The sequence below is a fragment of the Caulobacter sp. genome, assembly GCF_017744445.1.
Classification (GTDB): Bacteria; Pseudomonadota; Alphaproteobacteria; order Caulobacterales; family Caulobacteraceae; genus Caulobacter.
Window position 1 is genome coordinate 249,991 of the sequence record NZ_JAGIBH010000005.1, and the last position, 17,994, is coordinate 267,984.

A 17,994-nucleotide genomic window follows, 5' to 3' on the forward strand; every position below is an offset into this window, starting at 1 on the left:
GACGGCGGCGCCACCTTCACGGCCGCAGGAACCCCAGCCTCCGGTTGATTCAGAAGGAATAACCCATGCGTAGCTTCTCCGCCGTCACCGCGTTCGCCCTCGCGGCCTCGATCGCCGCCTCTCCTGCCCTGGCCCAGACCACCGCGACGGCCGTGGTCAAGACCGGCGACGGCAAGGACGCCGGCGTGGTGACCGCTACCGAAGCGCCGCACGGCGTGCTGCTGAAACTGGAGCTGAAGGCCCTGACGCCAGGCTGGCACGCCATCCACTTCCACGAGAAGGGCGACTGCGGCGCGCCGGACTTCAAGTCGGCCGGCGCCCACGTCCACACCGCCGCCACGACCGTGCACGGCCTGCTGAACCCGGACTCCAATGACAGCGGCGACCTGCCCAACGTCTTCGCCGGCGCCGACGGCTCGGCCACGGCCGAGGTCTATTCGACCCTGGTGTCGCTGAAGGGCGCCGGCGGCCGTCCCGCCCTGCTGGACGCCGACGGCAGCGCCATCGTCGTCCACGCCAGCCCCGACGATCACAAGACCCAGCCGATCGGCGGCGCCGGCGCTCGCGCGGCCTGCGGCGTGATCAAGTAGCCATGCGCACCTGGCGGCTGTCGCTTCTCGCTGTTCTGCTGGCCGCGACGGCCGCCTGTCATGACTCCAAAGGGGCCAAGGAGGCCAAGCCGCCTAAGCCCCCTGCTCCGCCGACGACGGAGCTCGTCTCGCTGGCGTGGAAGCCGGCGAACGCCAACCAGAACCTCCAGTCCTTCGAGCTGAAGCTGACCGGGGCCGAGATCGTCTCGGTCTGCAAGAAGCCGCCCGGCTGGGTCGTCGACGCCTCAGGCGCGACGATCAAAGGCTATGCGACCGTCGGCGCGGGCTTCGTCAGCGTCGAGCACCTGGACGACCTGGAAGGCCTCTTCCTGATCCGCACCCACGGCCAGCCGCCGGGCCTCAGCGGCAAGCTGCTGACGGGCGTCTATGCCGACGACGGCGAACAGAGCGAGGTCGCGGCGACGCCGAACCTGCTGAGCCGTGAGCCGGCCGCGCAGTGCCCACCGCCTAGGGGTTAGCGGTCTCGACCACCGCCTCGGCGGCCGCTTTCGCGCGCTTCTCCGTGAGCGCCACCAGCGCCACGCCCAGCATGGTCGCGCCGCCGCCGATCAGCAGTTGCAGCGTCAGCTTGTCGTCCAGGAACAGCACCCCGATCGTGCACGACACCAGCGGCGTCAGCAGGAAGTAAGGCGTCACCCGCCCGGCCTCGCGCTTCTGGACCAGCCAGAACAGCAAGGCGCTGGCGCCGATGGTCGAGACAACGCCGGCGAACAGCACGCACAGCCAGGCGATCGGCGGCGCGGCCTGCATCTTGGCGACCTGATCCGTCTCGAACAGGAACGACATCGCCAGCAGGGTCGGCGCGGCGACCAGGGCGGTCATGCCCTGCATCTTCAGCGGCTTGATGCCCGGCGTCTTGCGCACCAGCACCGTGGCCACGGCCCAGCAGGCGCCGGCGAAGACGATCAGCAGGATCGCCGGCAGGTCGCCGGCCGCGTGCGGATCCAGGCTCATCCAGGCCACGCCCAGGAAAGCAATCCCCAGCCCGATCACCGCTGGCAGGCGCATGGTCTCGCCCAGCATCCGCCAGGCGAAGATGGCCGTGAACGGGATCCACAGCTGGCTGGCCACCACCAGCGGGCTGAGCGCGTCAGCCATGCTGAAGGCCACATAGATGACGCCGAAGTGGATCGGCCCGGTCAGCAGCACGATGGTCAGCAGCTTCTTGGGCTCAGGAAACGGCGGCCGGATGAACGGAAACAGGAAGGCCAGCGCGGAGGCAAAGCGCAGGCCGCCCATCAGCATCGGCGGCAGATAGGCCGTCGCCACCTTGGCGGCGGCGTTGTTGATCCCCCAGGTCAGGATGATCGCCAGGATGGCGAGGTATTCCACGACCGTTAGCGGCGACGACTTGGAGGACATGGCCGTGCTTGGACCACCCCTCGCCTGGAAAATCAATTCACGCCGACGACCTTGCGGACGGCGGAGGTCAGCAGGTCCAGATCCGCGTCCGGCGTCGTGAAGGCCGGCGTCAGATAGACGACCTTGCCCATGGGCCGGATCCAGGCGCCCAGCTCGGCGAAGCGGGCGCAGAGATCGCCCACCGCGACGGGCGCATCGAACTCGACGACGCCGATCGCGCCCAGGGTCCGGACGTCGACGACGCCCTTCCCAGCCCGGCACGGTTCCAGCCCTTCGGACAACGCCGCCGAGACCCGCGCCACGTCCTTGGCCCAGCTCCCGTCCTCGAACAGGTCCAGCGAGGCGTTGGCCGCCGCACAGGCCAGCGGATTGGCCATGTAGGTCGGACCGTGCATCAGGGCCGCGCCCGCATCGTCCGACCAGAAGGCCTCGAACACCTTGCGCGAAGCCACCGCCGCCGACAGCGGCAGGGTGCCGCCGGTCAGGGCCTTGGACAGGGTGACGATGTCGGGCTCGATCCCCGCCGCCTGCATGGCCAGCAGCGTCCCGGTGCGGCCAAAGCCGGTGAAGATCTCGTCGAAGACCAGCAGCACGCCGTGCTTGTCGGCCAGGCGGCGCAGGGTCCGCAGCACCTCCGGCGGGTGCAGCAGCATGCCGCCCGCGCCCTGGACCAATGGCTCGACCAGGATCGCCGCGATCTCATGGCCGCGCTGGGCCAACAGCGCATCAAGCGCCGCCTCGCTCTCCGCGTCGCGCGGCAGGTCGGCGATGACCTGGGCGGGCATGACGCCGGCGAACAGGCTGTGCATGCCCTCCTCCGGGTCGCAGATGGTCATCGTCGCCAGCGTGTCGCCGTGATAGCCGCCCCGAAAAGCCAGGAACTTGGTCCGCCCTTTGACACCCCGATTGATCTGGAATTGCAGCGCCATCTTCATGGCGATCTCGACCGAGACGCTGCCGCTCTCGGCGAAGAACACGTGGTTCAGCGCGCCCGGCAGCAGCCCTGCCAGCCGCGCCGCCAGCCGATAGGCAGGCTCATGCGCCAGGCCGCCGAACATCACGTGCGGCATGGTCTCGATCTGCTTGCGCAGCGCCTCAGCGATGTGGGAGTGGTTATAGCCGTGGCAGGCCGTCCACCACGAGGCCAGGCCGTCGACCAGCTCGCGCCCGTCCGCCAGCACCAGCCGCGAACCCTTGGTCGCCACGACCGGCAGCGGAGCCCGCGCGGTCTTCATCTGGCAGTACGGACGCCAGACATGCGGCGCGCCGGCGCTCATCCAGTCAGGTTGGGTCATGACGGTTTCCGTTTGCGGACTCGGGGCGCCTTGCCTATTCCCGCCCACCAGCCACGGCAAAGGGAAACGACATGCAGAGCCTCGACGCCTTCGCCGGCGAGAAGCTGGCCGCCCTGGACGCCAAGAGCCTGCGCCGGCGCCTCAAGCCCACCCGCCGCCACGATGGCGCGATCGTCGAGCGTGACGGCAAGCGGCTGATCTCGTTCTCGTGCAACGACTATCTGGGCCTGTCCCAGCACCACGTCGTCCGCGCCGCCGCCGCCGAAGCCGCGCTGAACTACGGCGCCGGCGCGGCCGCCTCGCGCCTGGTCACCGGCGACCACCCGCTGCTCAGCGACCTGGAAAAACGCCTGGCCCGCCTGAAGGGGACCGAGGCCGCCTGCGTGTTCGGCTCGGGCTACCTGGCCAATACCGGCGTCATCCCCACCCTGGTCGGGCCCGGCGACGCGGTGTTCGTCGACGCCCTGGCCCATGCCTGCATCTGGGCTGGCGCGCAGCTGTCGGGCGCCAAGATCATCCGCTTCGCCCACAACGACGTCGCCGACCTGGAGCGCCTGCTCCAGGCCGAGCGCGCCCAAGCCCGCCGCGCCCTGGTCGCCACCGACGGCGTCTTCTCGATGGACGGCGACATCGCCCCGCTGGACCAGCTGTCTGCGCTCTGCGGGGCGCACGATGCCTGGCTGCTCAGCGACGACGCCCACGGCGTGGGGGTGCTGGCCGAGGGCCGCGGCTCCGCCGCCCTGTTCCCGGACGCCCGCATCCCGCTGCAGATGGGCACCCTGTCCAAGGCCCTGGGCTCGTACGGCGGCTATCTGTGCGGCTCGCAGGCGGTGATCGACCTGCTGAAGACCCGCGCCCGCACCCTGGTCTACGCCACCGGCCTGCCGCCGGCCTCGGCCGCCGCCGCCCTCGCCTCGCTGGACCTGATCGAGGCCGATCCCGCCCTCACCGAACAACCGCTAGCCAAGGCCCGCCTGTTCACCCGCCGGCTTGGCCTGCCCGACGCCCAAAGCCCAATCGTCCCGGTGATCATGGGCAGCGCCGACGCCGCGCTGGCCGCCTCGGCCGACTTGGAAGCCCAAGGCTTCCTGGTCGTGGCCATCCGCCCGCCGACCGTGCCAGAAGGCACGGCCCGCCTGCGCGTGGCCTTCAACGCCGAGCATGCCGACGCCGATGTCCTCCGCCTGGCCGACGCCGTGGCGGCGCTGCGATGAAGGGCCTGTTCGTCGCCGGGACCGGCACCGACCTGGGCAAGACCCACATCGCCTGCGCCCTGCTGCGCGCCGCCCGCGCCCAGGGCCTGAGCGTCGACGCCTTCAAGCCCGTGGTCAGCGGCTTCGATCCCGCCGAGCCGCAAACCAGCGACCCCGCCCGCCTGGCCGCCGCCCTGGGTCGCCCGGATGCGTGGCCGCAGGTCTCCCCCCGCCGCTACCGCGCGCCCCTGGCCCCGAACCTGGCCGCCCGGCTCGAGGGCGACACCCTGGCCATGGCCGACCTCGTCGCCGACTGCCGCACCTGGCTGGAGACCCGCGACGTCGACCTCGCTCTGGTGGAAGGCGCCGGCGGGGTGATGTCGCCGATGACCGACGACGCCACCAACCTGGACCTGATGACCGCTCTGGCGCTGCCCGTCCTGCTGGTCGCTGGCAGCTATCTGGGCACGGCCAGCCATCTGCTGACCGCGCTGGAAGTCGTCCGCGCGCGGGGCCTGACGGTGGCGGCGGTCGTGGTCAGTGAAAGCCTGGACGCGCCGGACTTGAGCCAGACGGTAGAGATGTTGCGGGCGTTTGAGCAGCAAACGCCAATTGTGGTCGCGCCGAGGGAAGCGGAGTGGGATGCCGGGGAGTTGGCGGATCTGTTTCTCGCCTAAACAAATCCGCCTTCCTCGCCCTTGTGGCGAGGACCCATGCCAGAGCCGAGCTTGGCATCTACGGAAGCGCTCGGCGTCCCTACAGCACCCCGTCCCACACCATGCCAGCGGCGCCATGGGTCCTGGGCACAAGACCCAGGAAGGCAAGATTTGTTGGGATCGAGAAGCTAGAGCCCTACTTCTCCAACCGCGCCACCAGGCTCGACGTATCCCAGCGGTTCCCGCCCATGGCCTGAACCTCGGCGTAGAACTGGTCGATCAGCGCCGTGCTCTCGAGGTTCGCGCCGTTTCGCCCCGCTTCCTCCAGCGCAATCCCCAGGTCCTTGCGCATCCAGTCGACCGCGAAGCCGAAGTCGAACTTGCCCTGAGCCATGGTCGGCCAGCGGTTTTCCATCTGCCACGACTGGGCCGCGCCCTTGGAGATGGCGGCCAGCACGTCGTCGGTCGGCAGACCCGCGCGCTTGGCGAAATGCAGCGCCTCGGCCACGCCCTGGACGACGCCGGCGATGGCGATCTGGTTGCACATCTTGGTCAGCTGGCCGCAGCCGACCTCGCCCATGCGGCGCACGGCCTTGGCGTAGACGTCGATGACCGGCAGCACGCGGTCGTAAGAAGCCTGCTCGGCCCCGACCATAATGGTCAGCTGGCCGTTCTCTGCGCCGGCCTGGCCGCCGGAGACCGGGGCGTCGACGAAGCCGTTCCCTTTCTCGCCCAGCAGCGTCGCCATGTCGCGGGCCACGGTGGCCGAGGTGGTGGTGTGGTCGACGACGGTCGCGCCCGGCGCCAGGGCCGGAAGCGCCTGCGCCACGACGTCGCGGACGTCGGCGTCGTTGCCGACGCACAGCAACACGATCTCCGCACCCTTCACGGCTTCAGCGATGGTCTCGAAAGCCTGTCCGCCGTGCTTTTCGGCCCATTTACGGGCCTTTTCGGGGCTGCGGTTGTAGACGGCGACCTCGTGGCCGGCGGCCTTCAGGTGGCCCGCCATCGGAAAGCCCATCACGCCCAGGCCGATAAACGCCGTCTTCATGCCACTGCTCCCTCTTCGAGAGCCCGGATTACGCGCCCGGCGACGGCTTCGGCAACCCCATCTTAACGACCTTCGGGCAGGTTCCGACCCTATGGTTAAGCGGGCTTAAGCACGATGGCGGTCAACAGCGAACAGCCGATCATCATCAAGAAGGTGAAGAAAGGCGGCGGACACGGTCACCACGGTGGCGCGTGGAAGGTCGCCTATGCCGACTTCGTGACCGCGATGATGGCCTTCTTCCTGCTGATGTGGCTGCTGAACACGACCAGCCCCGAACAGAAGCAAGGCATCGCCGACTACTTCGCGCCCGCCTCGATCTCGTCGACCACCAGCGGCTCGGGCGGCATCCTGGGCGGCACGTCGCTGGGCGACGACGGCGCCAAGGCCGACGGCAAGATGTCTGTCATCCAGCAGATGGCCCCCGAAGCCCCCGACAACGTCAATAAGGACGGCCAGTCGACCCAGACCGCCAGCCTGGACTCCGCCAGCGAGCAGGCCCTGCGCGACGCCCTGGCCAAGAAGGAACAGGACGCCTTCGCCTCGGCCGCCCAGTCGCTGCGCCAGTCGCTGCAGGACATGCCCGAACTGGCCGAGCTGTCGAAGCAGATCATGATCGACCAGACTCCGGAAGGCCTGCGCATCCAGCTGGTCGACCAGGAAGGCCGCTCGATGTTCAAGGAAAACTCCAAGGAACCGAACGACCGCGCCAAGATCCTGCTGCGCGCCGTGGCCAAGGTGATCAACCAACTGCCCAACCGCGTGACCATCTCGGGTCACACCAGCGCCAACGCCTACGGCAAGAAGCAGGATGGCGACTGGGCGCTGTCGGCCCAGCGCGCCGACGCCTCGCGCGTGGTGCTGCGCGGCGCCGGGGTCGACGACGACCGCATCTACCAGGTGTCGGGCAAGGCCAATTCCGAGCCGCTGTACGCCGACGATCCGACCCTGGCGGGCAACCGCCGGATCTCGATCGTCCTGTTGCGCGAAAAGCCCGTCCTGCCGGATAATCTCTAGTAGAGGCCGCAACCTGTGACCGTTCGCCGCGTGCGTGCGCGGCGAAGCTTGCGCAACTGAACGCTATGCCCCCTAATCCCGTTCAGGGCTGAGGATGAATGAAGGGGACAGGGCGACAGTGACGCAGCATTTTCCGACGCGGCAGCTTCGGTTCTTTCTGACGGCGCCCACGCCTTGCCCGTACTTGCCCGGCCGCGAGGAACGCAAGGTGTTCGCCCACCTGCCGCTGTCCGACGGCCCGACCGTCAATGACAGCCTGACCCAGGTCGGCTTCCGTCGCTCCCAGAACATCGCCTACCGCCCCGCCTGCGAGACCTGCCGCGCCTGCCAGTCGGCCCGAGCGCCGGCCGCCGAGTACTTGCTGTCGCGCTCGGAGCGGAAGGTCCTGAACCGCAACGACGACCTGGAACGCCACCTGGTCGAGGCCGAGGCCACGCTGGAGCAGTTCGAGCTGCTGCGCCGCTACCTCCTGGCCCGTCACGCCGACGGCGGCATGGCCGAGATGACCTGGCCCGACTACGTGGCCATGGTCGAGGACACCGCGGTCCGCACCCACCTGCTCGAGTACCGCAAGAAGTCGACGGACGGCGGCCCGGGCGACCTGATCGCCTGTGTGCTGGTCGACGTGCTCGCCGACGGCCTGTCGCTGGTCTACAGCTTCTACAATCCAGACCTGCCGCGCCGCAGCCTGGGCTCGTTCATCATCCTGGATCACATCGTCCAGGCCCAGCAGGGCCAGCTGCCCTATGTCTATCTGGGCTACTGGGTCCCGGGCAGCGAGAAGATGGCCTACAAGGCGCGCTTCTCGCCGCTGGAGATCCTCAAGCCCGGCGGCTGGTCGCTTATGTCGGCCCGCGAACGGGGGGCCCGTCCGCCCAGCAGCATGCGCGGCGGGGCCAAGGATCCGTGTGATCTGCCGCTCAGCGACGCCGAGCCGGCGGATATCGAGGAGCTCTCCTAATCCGATCTTCCCGGCGAAGGCTGGGACCCAGGTCGTAGAGCTGTGAGGCGCATGCAGAAACGCCCGCGATCCTGTCCGGACCGCGGGCGCTCTTGCATCTGGGCCCCGGCTTTCGCCGGGGAAACGGGATTAGGCTACCGCGCGAAACTCACCCCGCCGTCCACCGTCACCGCGCCGCCCATCACGTAGTCCCCGGCCCGCGAGGCCAGGTAGATGGCGGCGCCGGCCATGTCCTCTTCCGTGCCGATGCGGCCGGCCGGGATGGCCTTGGACACCGCGTCGGCGTGGTCGCGGGCGACCTTGTTCATGTCCGAAGCGAAGGCGCCCGGCGCGATGCAGCTGACGGCGATGTTGTCGGGCGCCAGGCGCAGGGCCATGCGCTTGGTCATGTGCAGCAGGCCCGCCTTGGATGCGCCATAGGGATAGGTCTCGTCCTTGGTCACCGACTGGCCGTCGATCGAGGCGATGTTGATCACCTTGGCCACCCGGTCCCGGCCCGCCGCGCGCAGCTGGCCGATCAGGGCCTGCGTGAGAAAGAACGGCGTCTTCATGTTGAGGTCGACGGTCTTGTCCCAGCCGGCCTCGGGGAACTCGTCGAAGCCCGCGCCCCAGGCCGCGCCGGCGTTGTTGACCAGGATGTCGAGCTTGTCCTCGCGCTCGGCGATCCGCTTGGCCAGGCCCTCGATGCCCTCCATGGTCGAGATGTCGCCCGGCAGCGAGACGCACTCGCCGTACTGGCTGAGCTCCTCGGCGGCGGCGTCGCAGGCGGCGGCCTTGCGAGCAGTGATGTAGACGCGCTTGGCGCCGTAGGTCAGGAAGCCCTTGACGATCATCGCGCCGATGCCGCGCGAGCCGCCCGTGACCAAGGCCACGCGGCCTTCCAGCGAGAACAGGTTTTGCATAGGGATAACTCCTAGAAGCCGCGCGCGGCGGCCAGGGCGCCGAGGCGTCCGGTGATGGCGTGGAACTGGGCGACGGTTTCGTCGATGATCTGTTGGGCGCTCTTGACCTCGTCGATCAGGCCGACGGTCTGGCCGGCCAAAGCGGGCGCGGCCTCCATGTCGCCGCCGAAATAGACTTCGAGGATGTTCTTCAGCACGTCAGGCGGCATGACGCCGGCGTCGTGGATCTCCTTGGTCAGCTCGGACTTGATGGCCCGGATGCAGGGGCTGGCCTTCTTGTTCAGCACCCAGGTGCCGGTCTCTTTCGCGCCGGTGATCGCGGCCTTGTAGTTGACGTGCACGGGGCTTTCGGCCGAGCTGACGAAGCGGGTGCCCATCTGGATGGCCTCGGCGCCCAGCGCGAACGCCGCCGCCATGCCGCGGCCGTCGCAGATGCCGCCGGCGGCGACGATCGGCACGTCGACCTTGGCGCGGATCGCCTGCAAGAGGACGAGGGTCGAGACCTCTTCCGGGTTCTTGAAGCCACCGCCTTCGGCGCCCTCGACCACCAGGCCATCGACGCCGGCGTCGACGCATTTGACGGCCGCATCGACCGTCGGCACCGCGTGATAGACGACGATGCCGGCGTCCTTCAGAGGTCCAACGAATTTGGCCGGGCTGCCGGCCGAGGTGGTGACGAACTTGACCCCGCTCTCGCAGACGAAGCGCAGCATGGCGTCGTCGCGCAGGAACAGGATCGGCAGGTTCACCCCGAACGGCAGGCCGCTGGCCGCCATCCTGGTGATCTCGGCCTTGCAGTTCTCGGTCTCGCCGGACGAGGTCTCGATGATCCCGAGGCCACCGGCCCGCGATACCGCCGAGGCCAGCGGATAACGCGCGATCCAGCCCATCGGGGCCTGGATGATCGGGTACTTCGCCCCGGTGTGCGCCAGGACCCGGTTCATGGGATGAGCAGCACGCGGCCAACGGCCTGGCGGCTCTCGATATAGGCGTGGGCGCCCGCCGCGTCGGACAGCGGGAAGGTCTTGTCGATGACCACCTCCAGCTCGCCCTTGGCGGCGCGGTCGATCATCTCCTGGATCATGTCGTGGACGCGGTCGGTCATGATCTCCGCGCCCAGGAAGACGCCGGTCAGCGAGCGGTTGCCGCCCATCAGCGACGAGACATCGACCTTCATCGGCTCGCGCCCGGCATTGCCGACCAGCGAGATGCGGCCGCGATAGCCCAGGGCGCCGAGGCTCCCGGCCAGTGTCGCGCCGCCGACCGGATCGACGACCAGGTCCACGCCCTTGCCGCCCGTCAGCTTCATGACCTGCTCGACCAGGTTGTCGCGGCCGTAGTTGATGCCGTGGTCCATGCCGAACGCCTTCAGGCGCTCCAGCCGTTCGTCGCTGGAGGCCGAGGCGATCACCGTCGCGCCCGCCTGCTTGGCCAGCTGGATGGCGGCCAGGCCCACGGCCCCTGCCCCGGCCTGAACCAGCACGGTCTCACCGGCCTTCAGGCGGCCGGCGCCGAACAGGCACTCGTGCGCCGTGCCGAATGGCACCGGGATGGCCGAGGCCTTGTGGATGTCGAAGCCGTCCGGGATCGGCCAGGCGTTGCGAGCCGGCACGGCGCGAAGCTCGGCATGCGAGCCGAAGGCGTTCACGGTGACGACCTTCTGGCCGACCTTCAGGTCGGTGACCTCGGCCCCGACCTCGACGATCTCGCCGGCGGCCTGGTAGCCGACGATGTGCGGGCTGCCCGCCATCTGGCCGCCGCCGCGATTGAGGGTGTCGCCGCCCTCGATGCTGACCGCCTCGACGCGGATGATCACGCCCTGCGGATGGAGAACGGGATCGGCGACGTCCTCATAGCGAAAGACGTCCGGCGCCCCGGTCTCATAATAGACGGCCGCCTTCATGGCGTTCCTCCCTTTTCCCAAAGCCCGACCTCCCCGGCGAAAGCCGGGGTCCAGATCGAACCCGGGGCTCTCCTCGTTGAAAGCCGGGGAGAACGGCGCGAGCACCCAAGGCGCTCAGGATGTATCTGGGCCCCGGCTTTCGCCGGGGAGACGGAAGAGCGTTATTTCGACGGGTCGATCAGGGCGTCGTAGACGAGCTTGGCGCTGTCATCGTCGATGTCCTTGATGGCCGGATCGCCCTGCTTGTTCAGGATATGGATCATGCCCAGGAAGAAGAGGTCGTTCTTGGGGTCGATCCAGAACCAGGTGCCGGCCGCGCCGCCCCAGCTGTAGGTCCCCTGCCCGTACGGCCCGGCCTTGGCGCTGTCCAGCACCACCGCGAAGTCGAGACCGAAACCCCGCCCCTTGGCCGTGCTGAACGACGGGTCCGAGCTCATGATCGTGTCGCTCAGCGCGTTGGTGCGCATCAGCTTGACGCTCTCGGGCTTGAGGATGCGGTGGCCGTCCAGCTCGCCGCCGTTCAGCAGCATCTGGGCGAAGCGCGCATAGTCGGCATTGGTCGAGACCAGGCCGCCGCCGCCCGAGGCCATGGCCGGCGGCTTGGTGATGTCCAGCACCATGAAGCCCTCGGCTGGGATCAGCTTGTTCTGCTTGGGCCCCCACAGATAGAGCGAGGCCAGGCGGTCCATCTTGCTGGCCGGCAGCCAGAAGCCGGTGTCGGTCATCTTCAGCGGTTCGAAGATCCGCTTGGCCATGAAGTCGCCCAGCGACATGCCGGTCAGCTTCTCGATGATCAGGCCCTGGATGTCGACCGAGACGCTGTACTTCCAGCGCGCGCCCGGCTGGGCCACCAGCGGCAGGGCGGCGATGTTCTGCACGAACTCCGCACGCGACTTGGCGCCCAGCACCTTTTCCGCATAGGCCTTGTCGATCGGATTGTCCTGCACCAGGCCATAGGCGAAGCCGCCCGAGTGGCTCATCAGCTCGCGCATGGTCGGCGGGCGATCGGCCGGCACGGTGTCGAACGAGCCGTCGGCATTGACGCCCTTGAAGACGCGCAAGCTGGCGAACTCTGGGATGAACTTGCTGACCGGGTCGTCCAGCTTCCACTTGCCCTCCTCGAAGAGGATCATCATGGCCACGCCGGTGACCGGCTTGGTCTGGGAGTAGATGCGGAACACCGTGTCCTTGGTCATCGGCGGGCCGTCGAAGCCCTTCTTGCCGTGGACCTCGTAGTTCACGACCTTGCCGTGACGGACCAGCATGGTGGTGACGCCCGGCAGGTGGCCGGCATCCACCAGGCCCTGCATGTGGGCGTCTAGCTTCTTCAGGCCCTCGGCCGAGAAGCCGACCGTCTCGGGCGCGGCGGCCACGATAGAGGCGGGAGCAGCGGCATATGCGGCGGTCGCGCCGCCCGTCATCAACGTCGCGGCCAGCACCGCCGCGATCACTCTACGAAACGCCAACACGCCCTCCCGAACAGATGTTTGACCCGACCTTAGAGCGGGCCTTCCCGCGATGAAACCCGCTTTTTGAACGACGGGCGTCCAGGAATTCCGTCCCGTCTCACGTTAAGGTTTTTTCATCTCAACCCGGGTTGATCGAACGACGTTCATGTATATTTTTTACTGCACGAGGGATTACGAAATAAATCGGGGATGAGCCCACCATGGCCACGATCGACAACCTGGTCTCGATCTATCGCAACGTGCACCGCCTGCCGGCGAACTCGGACCTGCCCGCCAACGCCTGGACCCAGCTGACGCTGATGGCCCAGGGCATCGATGCGGCCCGCAACGGCATGGCCGGCGATCTCTGGACCTATGCCAGCGCCGTCGAGTGGATCCAGGGCACGACCAAGGCCACGACCGAGGTGGCGGTGATGTCCTACGGCTTCCTGGGCGATGTCAGCCTGGGCAATGCCGGCCTGGACTATCTGGTCTCGCCGACCGGCGGCAATCCCAACAACCTGAACAGCGAGTACTACGCCAAGTTCAGCCTGGAAAACCGCTTCATCAACTTCGCCGTCAACCTGGTGAAGTTCGGCGAAGCCAAACAGAACTTCCTCCAGGAGTACGGCGAGAGCAACTCGGCCTACGACACCTATCGCAAGGCGTATCTGAAGCTGTTCGGCGTGGCGTCGCCGCGCGACGCGCTGGACGTGCTGTCGGACGAGGTGCCCAACGGCCGCGGCGGGACCTATACGCGCGGCGAGTACTTCGCCGAGATCGGCCATGACGGCGGCAACGGCCTGGGCACGCGCGCGGCCATCGTCGGCTGGCTGATGGCCGAGGCCGTCAAGAGTGGCCAGGGTCCTTATGTCGAGGCCATGAAGGCCTACCTTGCCGACATCGGCCTGGACGGCAAGGCGCCGATGTTGAACGTCTTCATCAGCGCCTATGGCAAGGGCGGCGACTATGCCCTGGACGGCCCCTCCGCCGCCGGCCTGCCCGGCGAGAAGGCCAGCTTCGCCCACGACTGGAACGTCGACGCCTTCAACCAGGAGCCGGACGACAACACCCACGTCCTGGCCACCGACGGCAACGACACCATCACCCCGATCATCACCAACGGCCCGGGCGGCCTGGACGCCGGCAAGCACATCCGCACCGCTGGCGGCAACGACGTGGTGCGGGTCGACAACGGCGTCATGCGCGGCCTGATCGACACCGGGACCGGCAACGACCAGATCTTCCTCGAGAAGTTCGACGGCAAGATCATCACCGGCAGCGGCCATGACGATGTCGACATCGGCTCGTTCGCAGCGATGCACTTCACCGCCGACGGCAAGGCGACCGACATCGCGGTGATCCAGGACTTCCAGAAGGGTTTTGACCTGCTCAGCTTCCCCGGCATGGTCGGCCCGGGCGAGAAGAAGCAGCTCTACTTCATCACCACCGCCACGTTCGACGACGCGCTGACCGCCTATGCCGGCCAGACCGCCGCCAACAGCAACACCGTCTTCGAGTGGAACGGCGACACCTACGTCTTCCACAACAACGCCACGGCCGGGCTGGATGCCGGCGATGGCCTGATCAAGCTGGCCGGCGTCACCGGCCTGGTCGTCGGCAAGGGCATGGGCCCCGGCGACATCCTGTTCGCGGCCTAGAACTTCAGCCCTTCTAGGACCGTGACGGAGCTCCCCTCGCCCACCGCGGGGGGAGCTTTTTCGTTCGCCCCCTTCTCCCCTTGCGGGAGAAGGTGTCAGCGAAGCTGACGGATGAGGGGTTGAAAGGCCTGTTCGGATAGCGGAGCGCAACCCCTCACCCGACCCGCTTCGCGGGCCACCCTCTCCCGCAGGGGGAGAGGGATAAGGCGCCCTACCGCGCCGCGGTCGTCTTCACCGGCGCCTTCGCCGGCTGCTGCCCTGGCGGCGCGGGTACGACCGGCGGCCGCTCGATCGCTTGGTACACCAGCGCCCGCGACTGCGCGTCCAGGCCCGGCCCGACGCCGCCCAGACGCTGGATCATGCCGACGAAGAACAGATCGTTGACCGGGTCGATCCAGAACCAGGTGCCGGCGCTGCCACCCCAGCTGACCGTGCCCGGCCCCACCGGCGCACCTGAGGCCGCCGGGTCGACGGCCACGGCCATGTCCAGGCCATAGCCCATGCCGGCGGCGAACGGGAACGGCTTGGGTCCCGGCTTCAGCACGCCGGTCGTGCCGTTGGTCGTAACCACGAAGCCCGGCGGCAGGTGGTTCTGAGTCATCAGGGCCACGGACTCGGGCTTGAGTATCCGCACGCCGCCCAGCTGGCCCTTGTTGAGGATCATCTGGGCGAAGCGGGCGAAGTCGTCGGCGGTCGAGACCAGCCCGCCGCCGCCCAGCGGCGCGGCGGGCGGCTTGCTGACGTCGCGCCAGGCGCCTTCAACGGCTGGAACCAACTGGCCGGTAGCCGGATCGCCGTCATACAGCGCGGCCAGGCGCGGCTGCTTCTGCTCGGGGACGTAGAAGGCGGTGTCCTTCATCTTCAGCGGCGCGAAGATGTGCTCTTCCATGAAGATGGGCAGCGGCTCGCCCGACAGCTTTTCGACGATGTAGCCCTGGATGTCGGCCGCCACGCTGTAGCGCCACAGCTGGCCCGGCTCGGAGAACATCGGCAGGCCCGAGACCTTCTGCACCAGGTCGGTCAGGGACGAGGACTGCAGCACGCCCGCCCGATAGTACGCTTGGTCCGCCGGACTGTTGGGATCGTCGGCCAGGCCATAGGCGAAGCCGGCCGTGTGGGTCATCAGCTCGCGCATGGTCGGCGGGCGGGTGATGGGGCTAAGGATCGGCTGGCCGGCCGCGTCGACGCCCGTGGCGATCCGCAGGTTGGCGAACTCTGGCACGTACTTGCTGATCGGGTCGTCCAGCTTCCACAGACCCTGTTCGTACAGGATCATCATGGCGACGCCCGTGACCGGCTTGGTCTCCGAGCGGATCCGGAAGATGGCGTCGAACGGCATGGGCTCGCCGTTCAGGGCCCGCTTGCCGAAGGCCTTGGCGTGGACGACGCGGCCGTGGCGGGCCAGCAGGGTCACGCCGCCGGCCACCTGGCCGTTGGCGACCATGGCCTGCATGTGCTCGTCCAGCTTCTTCAGGCGCTCGGACGAAAAGCCCAGGTCTTCCGGCTTGCCCTTGGGCAGCGCCAAGGCCGGAGTCGCGGCGACGGCCGCGCAGCCGAACACGCTGGCGAGAAGGCCCAGCGCGCGACGACGCAGCCGCCTCAGCTTCATTTCGGCCGGAACCGCTTGTTGGTGGCGAAGCCCTTGGGGACCAGCTTGCCGGCCCCGGCGCGACGACCGACCCATTCCTTCCACTCCGCCCAGTCGCGGCGGCGGCCGGCGGTGTCGATCCAGTAGGCCCCGGTCTCGGCGTTGAACGACAGGCCGTCGCGCAGGCCGCCCTCGCGATAGGCCTGCAGCTTGACGCCCTTGCCGCGCGGCATTTCCGGCAGCTCTTCCAGCGGGAAGATCAGGATCTTGCCGTTGTCGCCGATCACCGCGAACTGGTCGCCGACGGCTTCCAGGCAGAAGGCGGCGCCGGCGGCGTCGACGGTCAGGACCTGCTTGCCGGCCTTGCGGTTCGCGAGCGCTTCTTCCTCGGGCATCAGGAAGCCGTAGCCCAGCTTCGAGGCGAGAATACGCTTGCGGCCGGCCTTGAACGGGAAGACGTCGACGATCTTCACCTTGTCGTCCAGCTCGATCATCATCCGCACCGGCTCGCCATGGCCGCGCGCGCTGGGGAGCTTGTCGCAGCCCAGCGTGAAGAAGCGACCGTCGCTGGAGAAGATCAGCAGCTTGTCGGTGGTTTCGGCCGGGACCAGGAAGCCCAGCTTGTCGCCTTCCTTGAACTTCAGCTCGGACGGATCGTCGATCTTGCCCTTGGCGGCGCGGATCCAACCGCGCTCCGACAGGATGATGGTGATCGGTTCACGGACGATCATCGCCTCGATGGCGGCGTCGGCGTCCACGACCGGAGCGTCGGCGAAGATCGAACGGCCGTTGACGCCCGTCGGACGAGTCTTGTCCCACGGGTGCTTGATCTTCAGCAGGGTGGCGCGGACCTCGGCCAGGCCGACGCCCACCAGTTTCCACTGCTTCTCGTCGCTGGCCAGCATGGCCAGGATGCCGTCGCGTTCCTCGACCAACTCGGCGTGCTCGCGGCGGATCTCCATCTCCTCCAGCTTGGCCAGTTGGCGCAGGCGGGTGTTGAGGATGGCGTCGGCCTGGATATCCGAGAGCCCGAAGGTCTCGATCAGCTTTTCCTTCGGCTTGTCCTCGTAGCGGACGATCCGGATGACCTCGTCGAGGTTCAGATAGGCGATCAGCAGGCCGTCCAGGATGTGCAGACGGGCTTCGATCTTGGCCAGGCGGTGACGGGCCCGGCGGGTCAGCACCTCGCGGCGGTGGGCCAGGAAGGCCATCAGGGCCTGCTTGATGCCCATCACCCCGGGAGTCCCGCGCGCGTCCAGCACGTTGATGTTGACCGGGAAACGGCTCTCCAGCGCCGAGAGCTTGAACAGGCTCTCCATCAGCACTTCGGGCTCGACGTTCTTGGACTTGGGCTCCAGCACCAGGCGGATGTCCTCGGCGCTCTCGTCGCGAACGTCGCCCAGCAGGGCGGCCTTCTTGCTGTCGATCAGGTCGGCCAGCTGCTCGACCAGATCCGACTTCTTCACCTGGTACGGGATCTCGGTGACCACGATCTGGTAGGTGCCGCGACCGGTGTCTTCCTTGTCCCACTTGGCGCGGATGCGCACGCCGCCGCGGCCGGTCTCGTAGGTCTCGAGCAGCGAGGCGCGCGGTTCGACGATGACGCCGCCGGTCGGGAAGTCCGGACCCGGCACCTTTTCCAGCAGCTCTTCGGTCGTCGCGTCGGGATTGACCAGCAGCAGCTGGCAGGCGTCGATCAGCTCGGCGGCATTGTGCGGCGGGATCGAGGTGGCCATGCCGACCGCGATGCCCGACGAGCCGTTGGCCAGCAGGTTCGGGAAGCCCGACGGCAGGACCACCGGCTCCTCGTCCTGGCCGTCATAGGTCGGGCGGAAGTCGACCGCGTCTTCATCGATGCCGTCCAGCAGAAGCGTCGCCGCTTCCGTCATCTTGCACTCGGTGTAACGCATGGCCGCGGCGTTATCGCCGTCGATATTGCCGAAGTTGCCCTGCCCCTCGACCAGCGGCACGCGCTGGGAGAAGTCCTGGGCCAGGCGCACCAGGGCGTCATAGATCGACTGGTCGCCGTGCGGGTGGAAGTTACCCATGACCTCGCCGACCACCTTGGCGCATTTGCGCGCGGCGGCCTCGGGGTTCAGGCGCATGTTGCTCATCGCGTACAGGACGCGACGGTGCACGGGCTTCAAACCATCGCGCACGTCGGGCAGCGCCCGCGAACCGATGGTCGACAGCGCATAGGCCAGATAGCGCCGCGACAGGGCTTCCGTCAGCGGCTCGTCGAGGATGCGGTCACCATCATCGGGACCGCCGGGGGGCAGGACAGGCTTGTTCATCGAGGGGATTCGTACTCCGGGTCAGGAGTCTAGCAGAAATCCCCTCGATGATTCG

The 17,994-nt window shown here is 68.1% G+C and carries 16 protein-coding genes; 7 read left to right on the forward strand and 9 right to left on the reverse strand.

Annotation, left to right across the window (positions count from 1 at the left end; translation table 11 throughout):
- The first annotated feature begins 65 nt into the window (after positions 1 to 65).
- Positions 66 to 590: a superoxide dismutase family protein gene (locus J7528_RS09310; protein ID WP_291873203.1), complete on the forward strand. Its 525-nt coding sequence runs from the start codon at positions 66 to 68 to the stop codon at positions 588 to 590.
- Positions 591 to 592: 2 nt separating this feature from the next.
- Complete coding sequence (locus J7528_RS09315; RefSeq protein WP_291873205.1) at positions 593 to 1,069, forward strand: hypothetical protein; 477 nt, start codon at positions 593 to 595, stop codon at positions 1,067 to 1,069.
- Here J7528_RS09315 and J7528_RS09320 read toward each other — a convergent pair.
- Both J7528_RS09320 and J7528_RS09325 read right to left on the reverse strand, forming a co-directional pair.
- Positions 1,059 to 1,973, reverse strand: a complete 915-nt coding sequence (locus J7528_RS09320; RefSeq protein WP_291873207.1) for a DMT family transporter — start codon at positions 1,971 to 1,973, stop codon at positions 1,059 to 1,061. The two genes, J7528_RS09315 and J7528_RS09320, sit on opposite strands and share 11 nt — an antisense overlap.
- Before the next feature lie 32 nt (positions 1,974 to 2,005).
- Positions 2,006 to 3,268, reverse strand: a complete 1,263-nt coding sequence (locus J7528_RS09325) for an adenosylmethionine--8-amino-7-oxononanoate transaminase (protein WP_291873210.1) — start codon at positions 3,266 to 3,268, stop codon at positions 2,006 to 2,008.
- Between the two features lie 71 nt (positions 3,269 to 3,339).
- On the opposite strand from J7528_RS09325, the gene bioF reads away from it, so the two are divergent.
- Positions 3,340 to 4,482, forward strand: coding sequence for an 8-amino-7-oxononanoate synthase (gene bioF, locus J7528_RS09330; protein ID WP_291873212.1), 1,143 nt, complete (start codon positions 3,340 to 3,342; stop codon positions 4,480 to 4,482).
- Complete coding sequence (bioD, locus tag J7528_RS09335; RefSeq protein ID WP_291873213.1) at positions 4,479 to 5,138, forward strand: dethiobiotin synthase; 660 nt, start codon at positions 4,479 to 4,481, stop codon at positions 5,136 to 5,138. Before bioF ends, bioD begins: the two co-directional genes overlap by 4 nt.
- Positions 5,139 to 5,313: 175 nt before the next feature.
- On the opposite strand, the gene J7528_RS09340 is transcribed toward bioD, so the two are convergent.
- Positions 5,314 to 6,261 (reverse strand): NAD(P)-dependent oxidoreductase, encoded by a 948-nt coding sequence (locus J7528_RS09340; protein WP_291873496.1) that lies wholly within the window; start codon positions 6,259 to 6,261, stop codon positions 5,314 to 5,316.
- A gap of 21 nt (positions 6,262 to 6,282) precedes the next feature.
- Here J7528_RS09340 and J7528_RS09345 point away from each other — a divergent pair, with 21 nt between their 5' ends.
- Entirely contained in the window at positions 6,283 to 7,182 is a 900-nt protein-coding gene (locus tag J7528_RS09345; protein ID WP_291873215.1) for a flagellar motor protein MotB, read from the forward strand.
- Positions 7,183 to 7,300: 118 nt separating this feature from the next.
- On the forward strand, positions 7,301 to 8,143 hold the full coding sequence (locus J7528_RS09350) for an arginyltransferase (RefSeq protein WP_291873218.1): 843 nt from the start codon (positions 7,301 to 7,303) through the stop codon (positions 8,141 to 8,143).
- A gap of 134 nt (positions 8,144 to 8,277) precedes the next feature.
- On the opposite strand, the gene J7528_RS09355 is transcribed toward J7528_RS09350, so the two are convergent.
- From J7528_RS09355 to J7528_RS09370, 4 genes are all read right to left on the reverse strand, one after another.
- Positions 8,278 to 9,045 carry an SDR family NAD(P)-dependent oxidoreductase gene (locus J7528_RS09355; RefSeq protein WP_291873221.1) on the reverse strand — a complete coding sequence of 256 codons (768 nt, stop codon included), beginning with the start codon at positions 9,043 to 9,045 and terminating at the stop codon, positions 8,278 to 8,280.
- A gap of 11 nt (positions 9,046 to 9,056) precedes the next feature.
- Positions 9,057 to 9,989: a nitronate monooxygenase family protein gene (locus tag J7528_RS09360; protein WP_291873223.1), complete on the reverse strand. Its 933-nt coding sequence runs from the start codon at positions 9,987 to 9,989 to the stop codon at positions 9,057 to 9,059.
- Positions 9,986 to 10,948 (reverse strand): zinc-binding alcohol dehydrogenase family protein, encoded by a 963-nt coding sequence (locus J7528_RS09365; protein ID WP_291873226.1) that lies wholly within the window; start codon positions 10,946 to 10,948, stop codon positions 9,986 to 9,988. The genes J7528_RS09360 and J7528_RS09365 overlap by 4 nt, the downstream gene beginning before the upstream one ends.
- A 161-nt stretch (positions 10,949 to 11,109) precedes the next feature.
- Entirely contained in the window at positions 11,110 to 12,414 is a 1,305-nt protein-coding gene (locus tag J7528_RS09370; RefSeq protein ID WP_291873228.1) for a serine hydrolase domain-containing protein, read from the reverse strand.
- 203 nt (positions 12,415 to 12,617) lie between these two features.
- Here J7528_RS09370 and J7528_RS09375 point away from each other — a divergent pair, with 203 nt between their 5' ends.
- Positions 12,618 to 14,057 carry a hypothetical protein gene (locus J7528_RS09375; protein WP_291873229.1) on the forward strand — a complete coding sequence of 480 codons (1,440 nt, stop codon included), beginning with the start codon at positions 12,618 to 12,620 and terminating at the stop codon, positions 14,055 to 14,057.
- A 211-nt stretch (positions 14,058 to 14,268) separates the two neighbouring features.
- On the opposite strand, the gene J7528_RS09380 is transcribed toward J7528_RS09375, so the two are convergent.
- Together J7528_RS09380 and parC are read right to left on the reverse strand one after the other, a co-directional pair.
- Positions 14,269 to 15,666, reverse strand: a complete 1,398-nt coding sequence (locus J7528_RS09380; RefSeq protein ID WP_291873231.1) for a serine hydrolase domain-containing protein — start codon at positions 15,664 to 15,666, stop codon at positions 14,269 to 14,271.
- Positions 15,663 to 17,939, reverse strand: a complete 2,277-nt coding sequence (gene parC, locus J7528_RS09385; protein WP_291873233.1) for a DNA topoisomerase IV subunit A — start codon at positions 17,937 to 17,939, stop codon at positions 15,663 to 15,665. Before parC ends, J7528_RS09380 begins: the two co-directional genes overlap by 4 nt.
- Positions 17,940 to 17,994 lie beyond the last annotated feature (55 nt).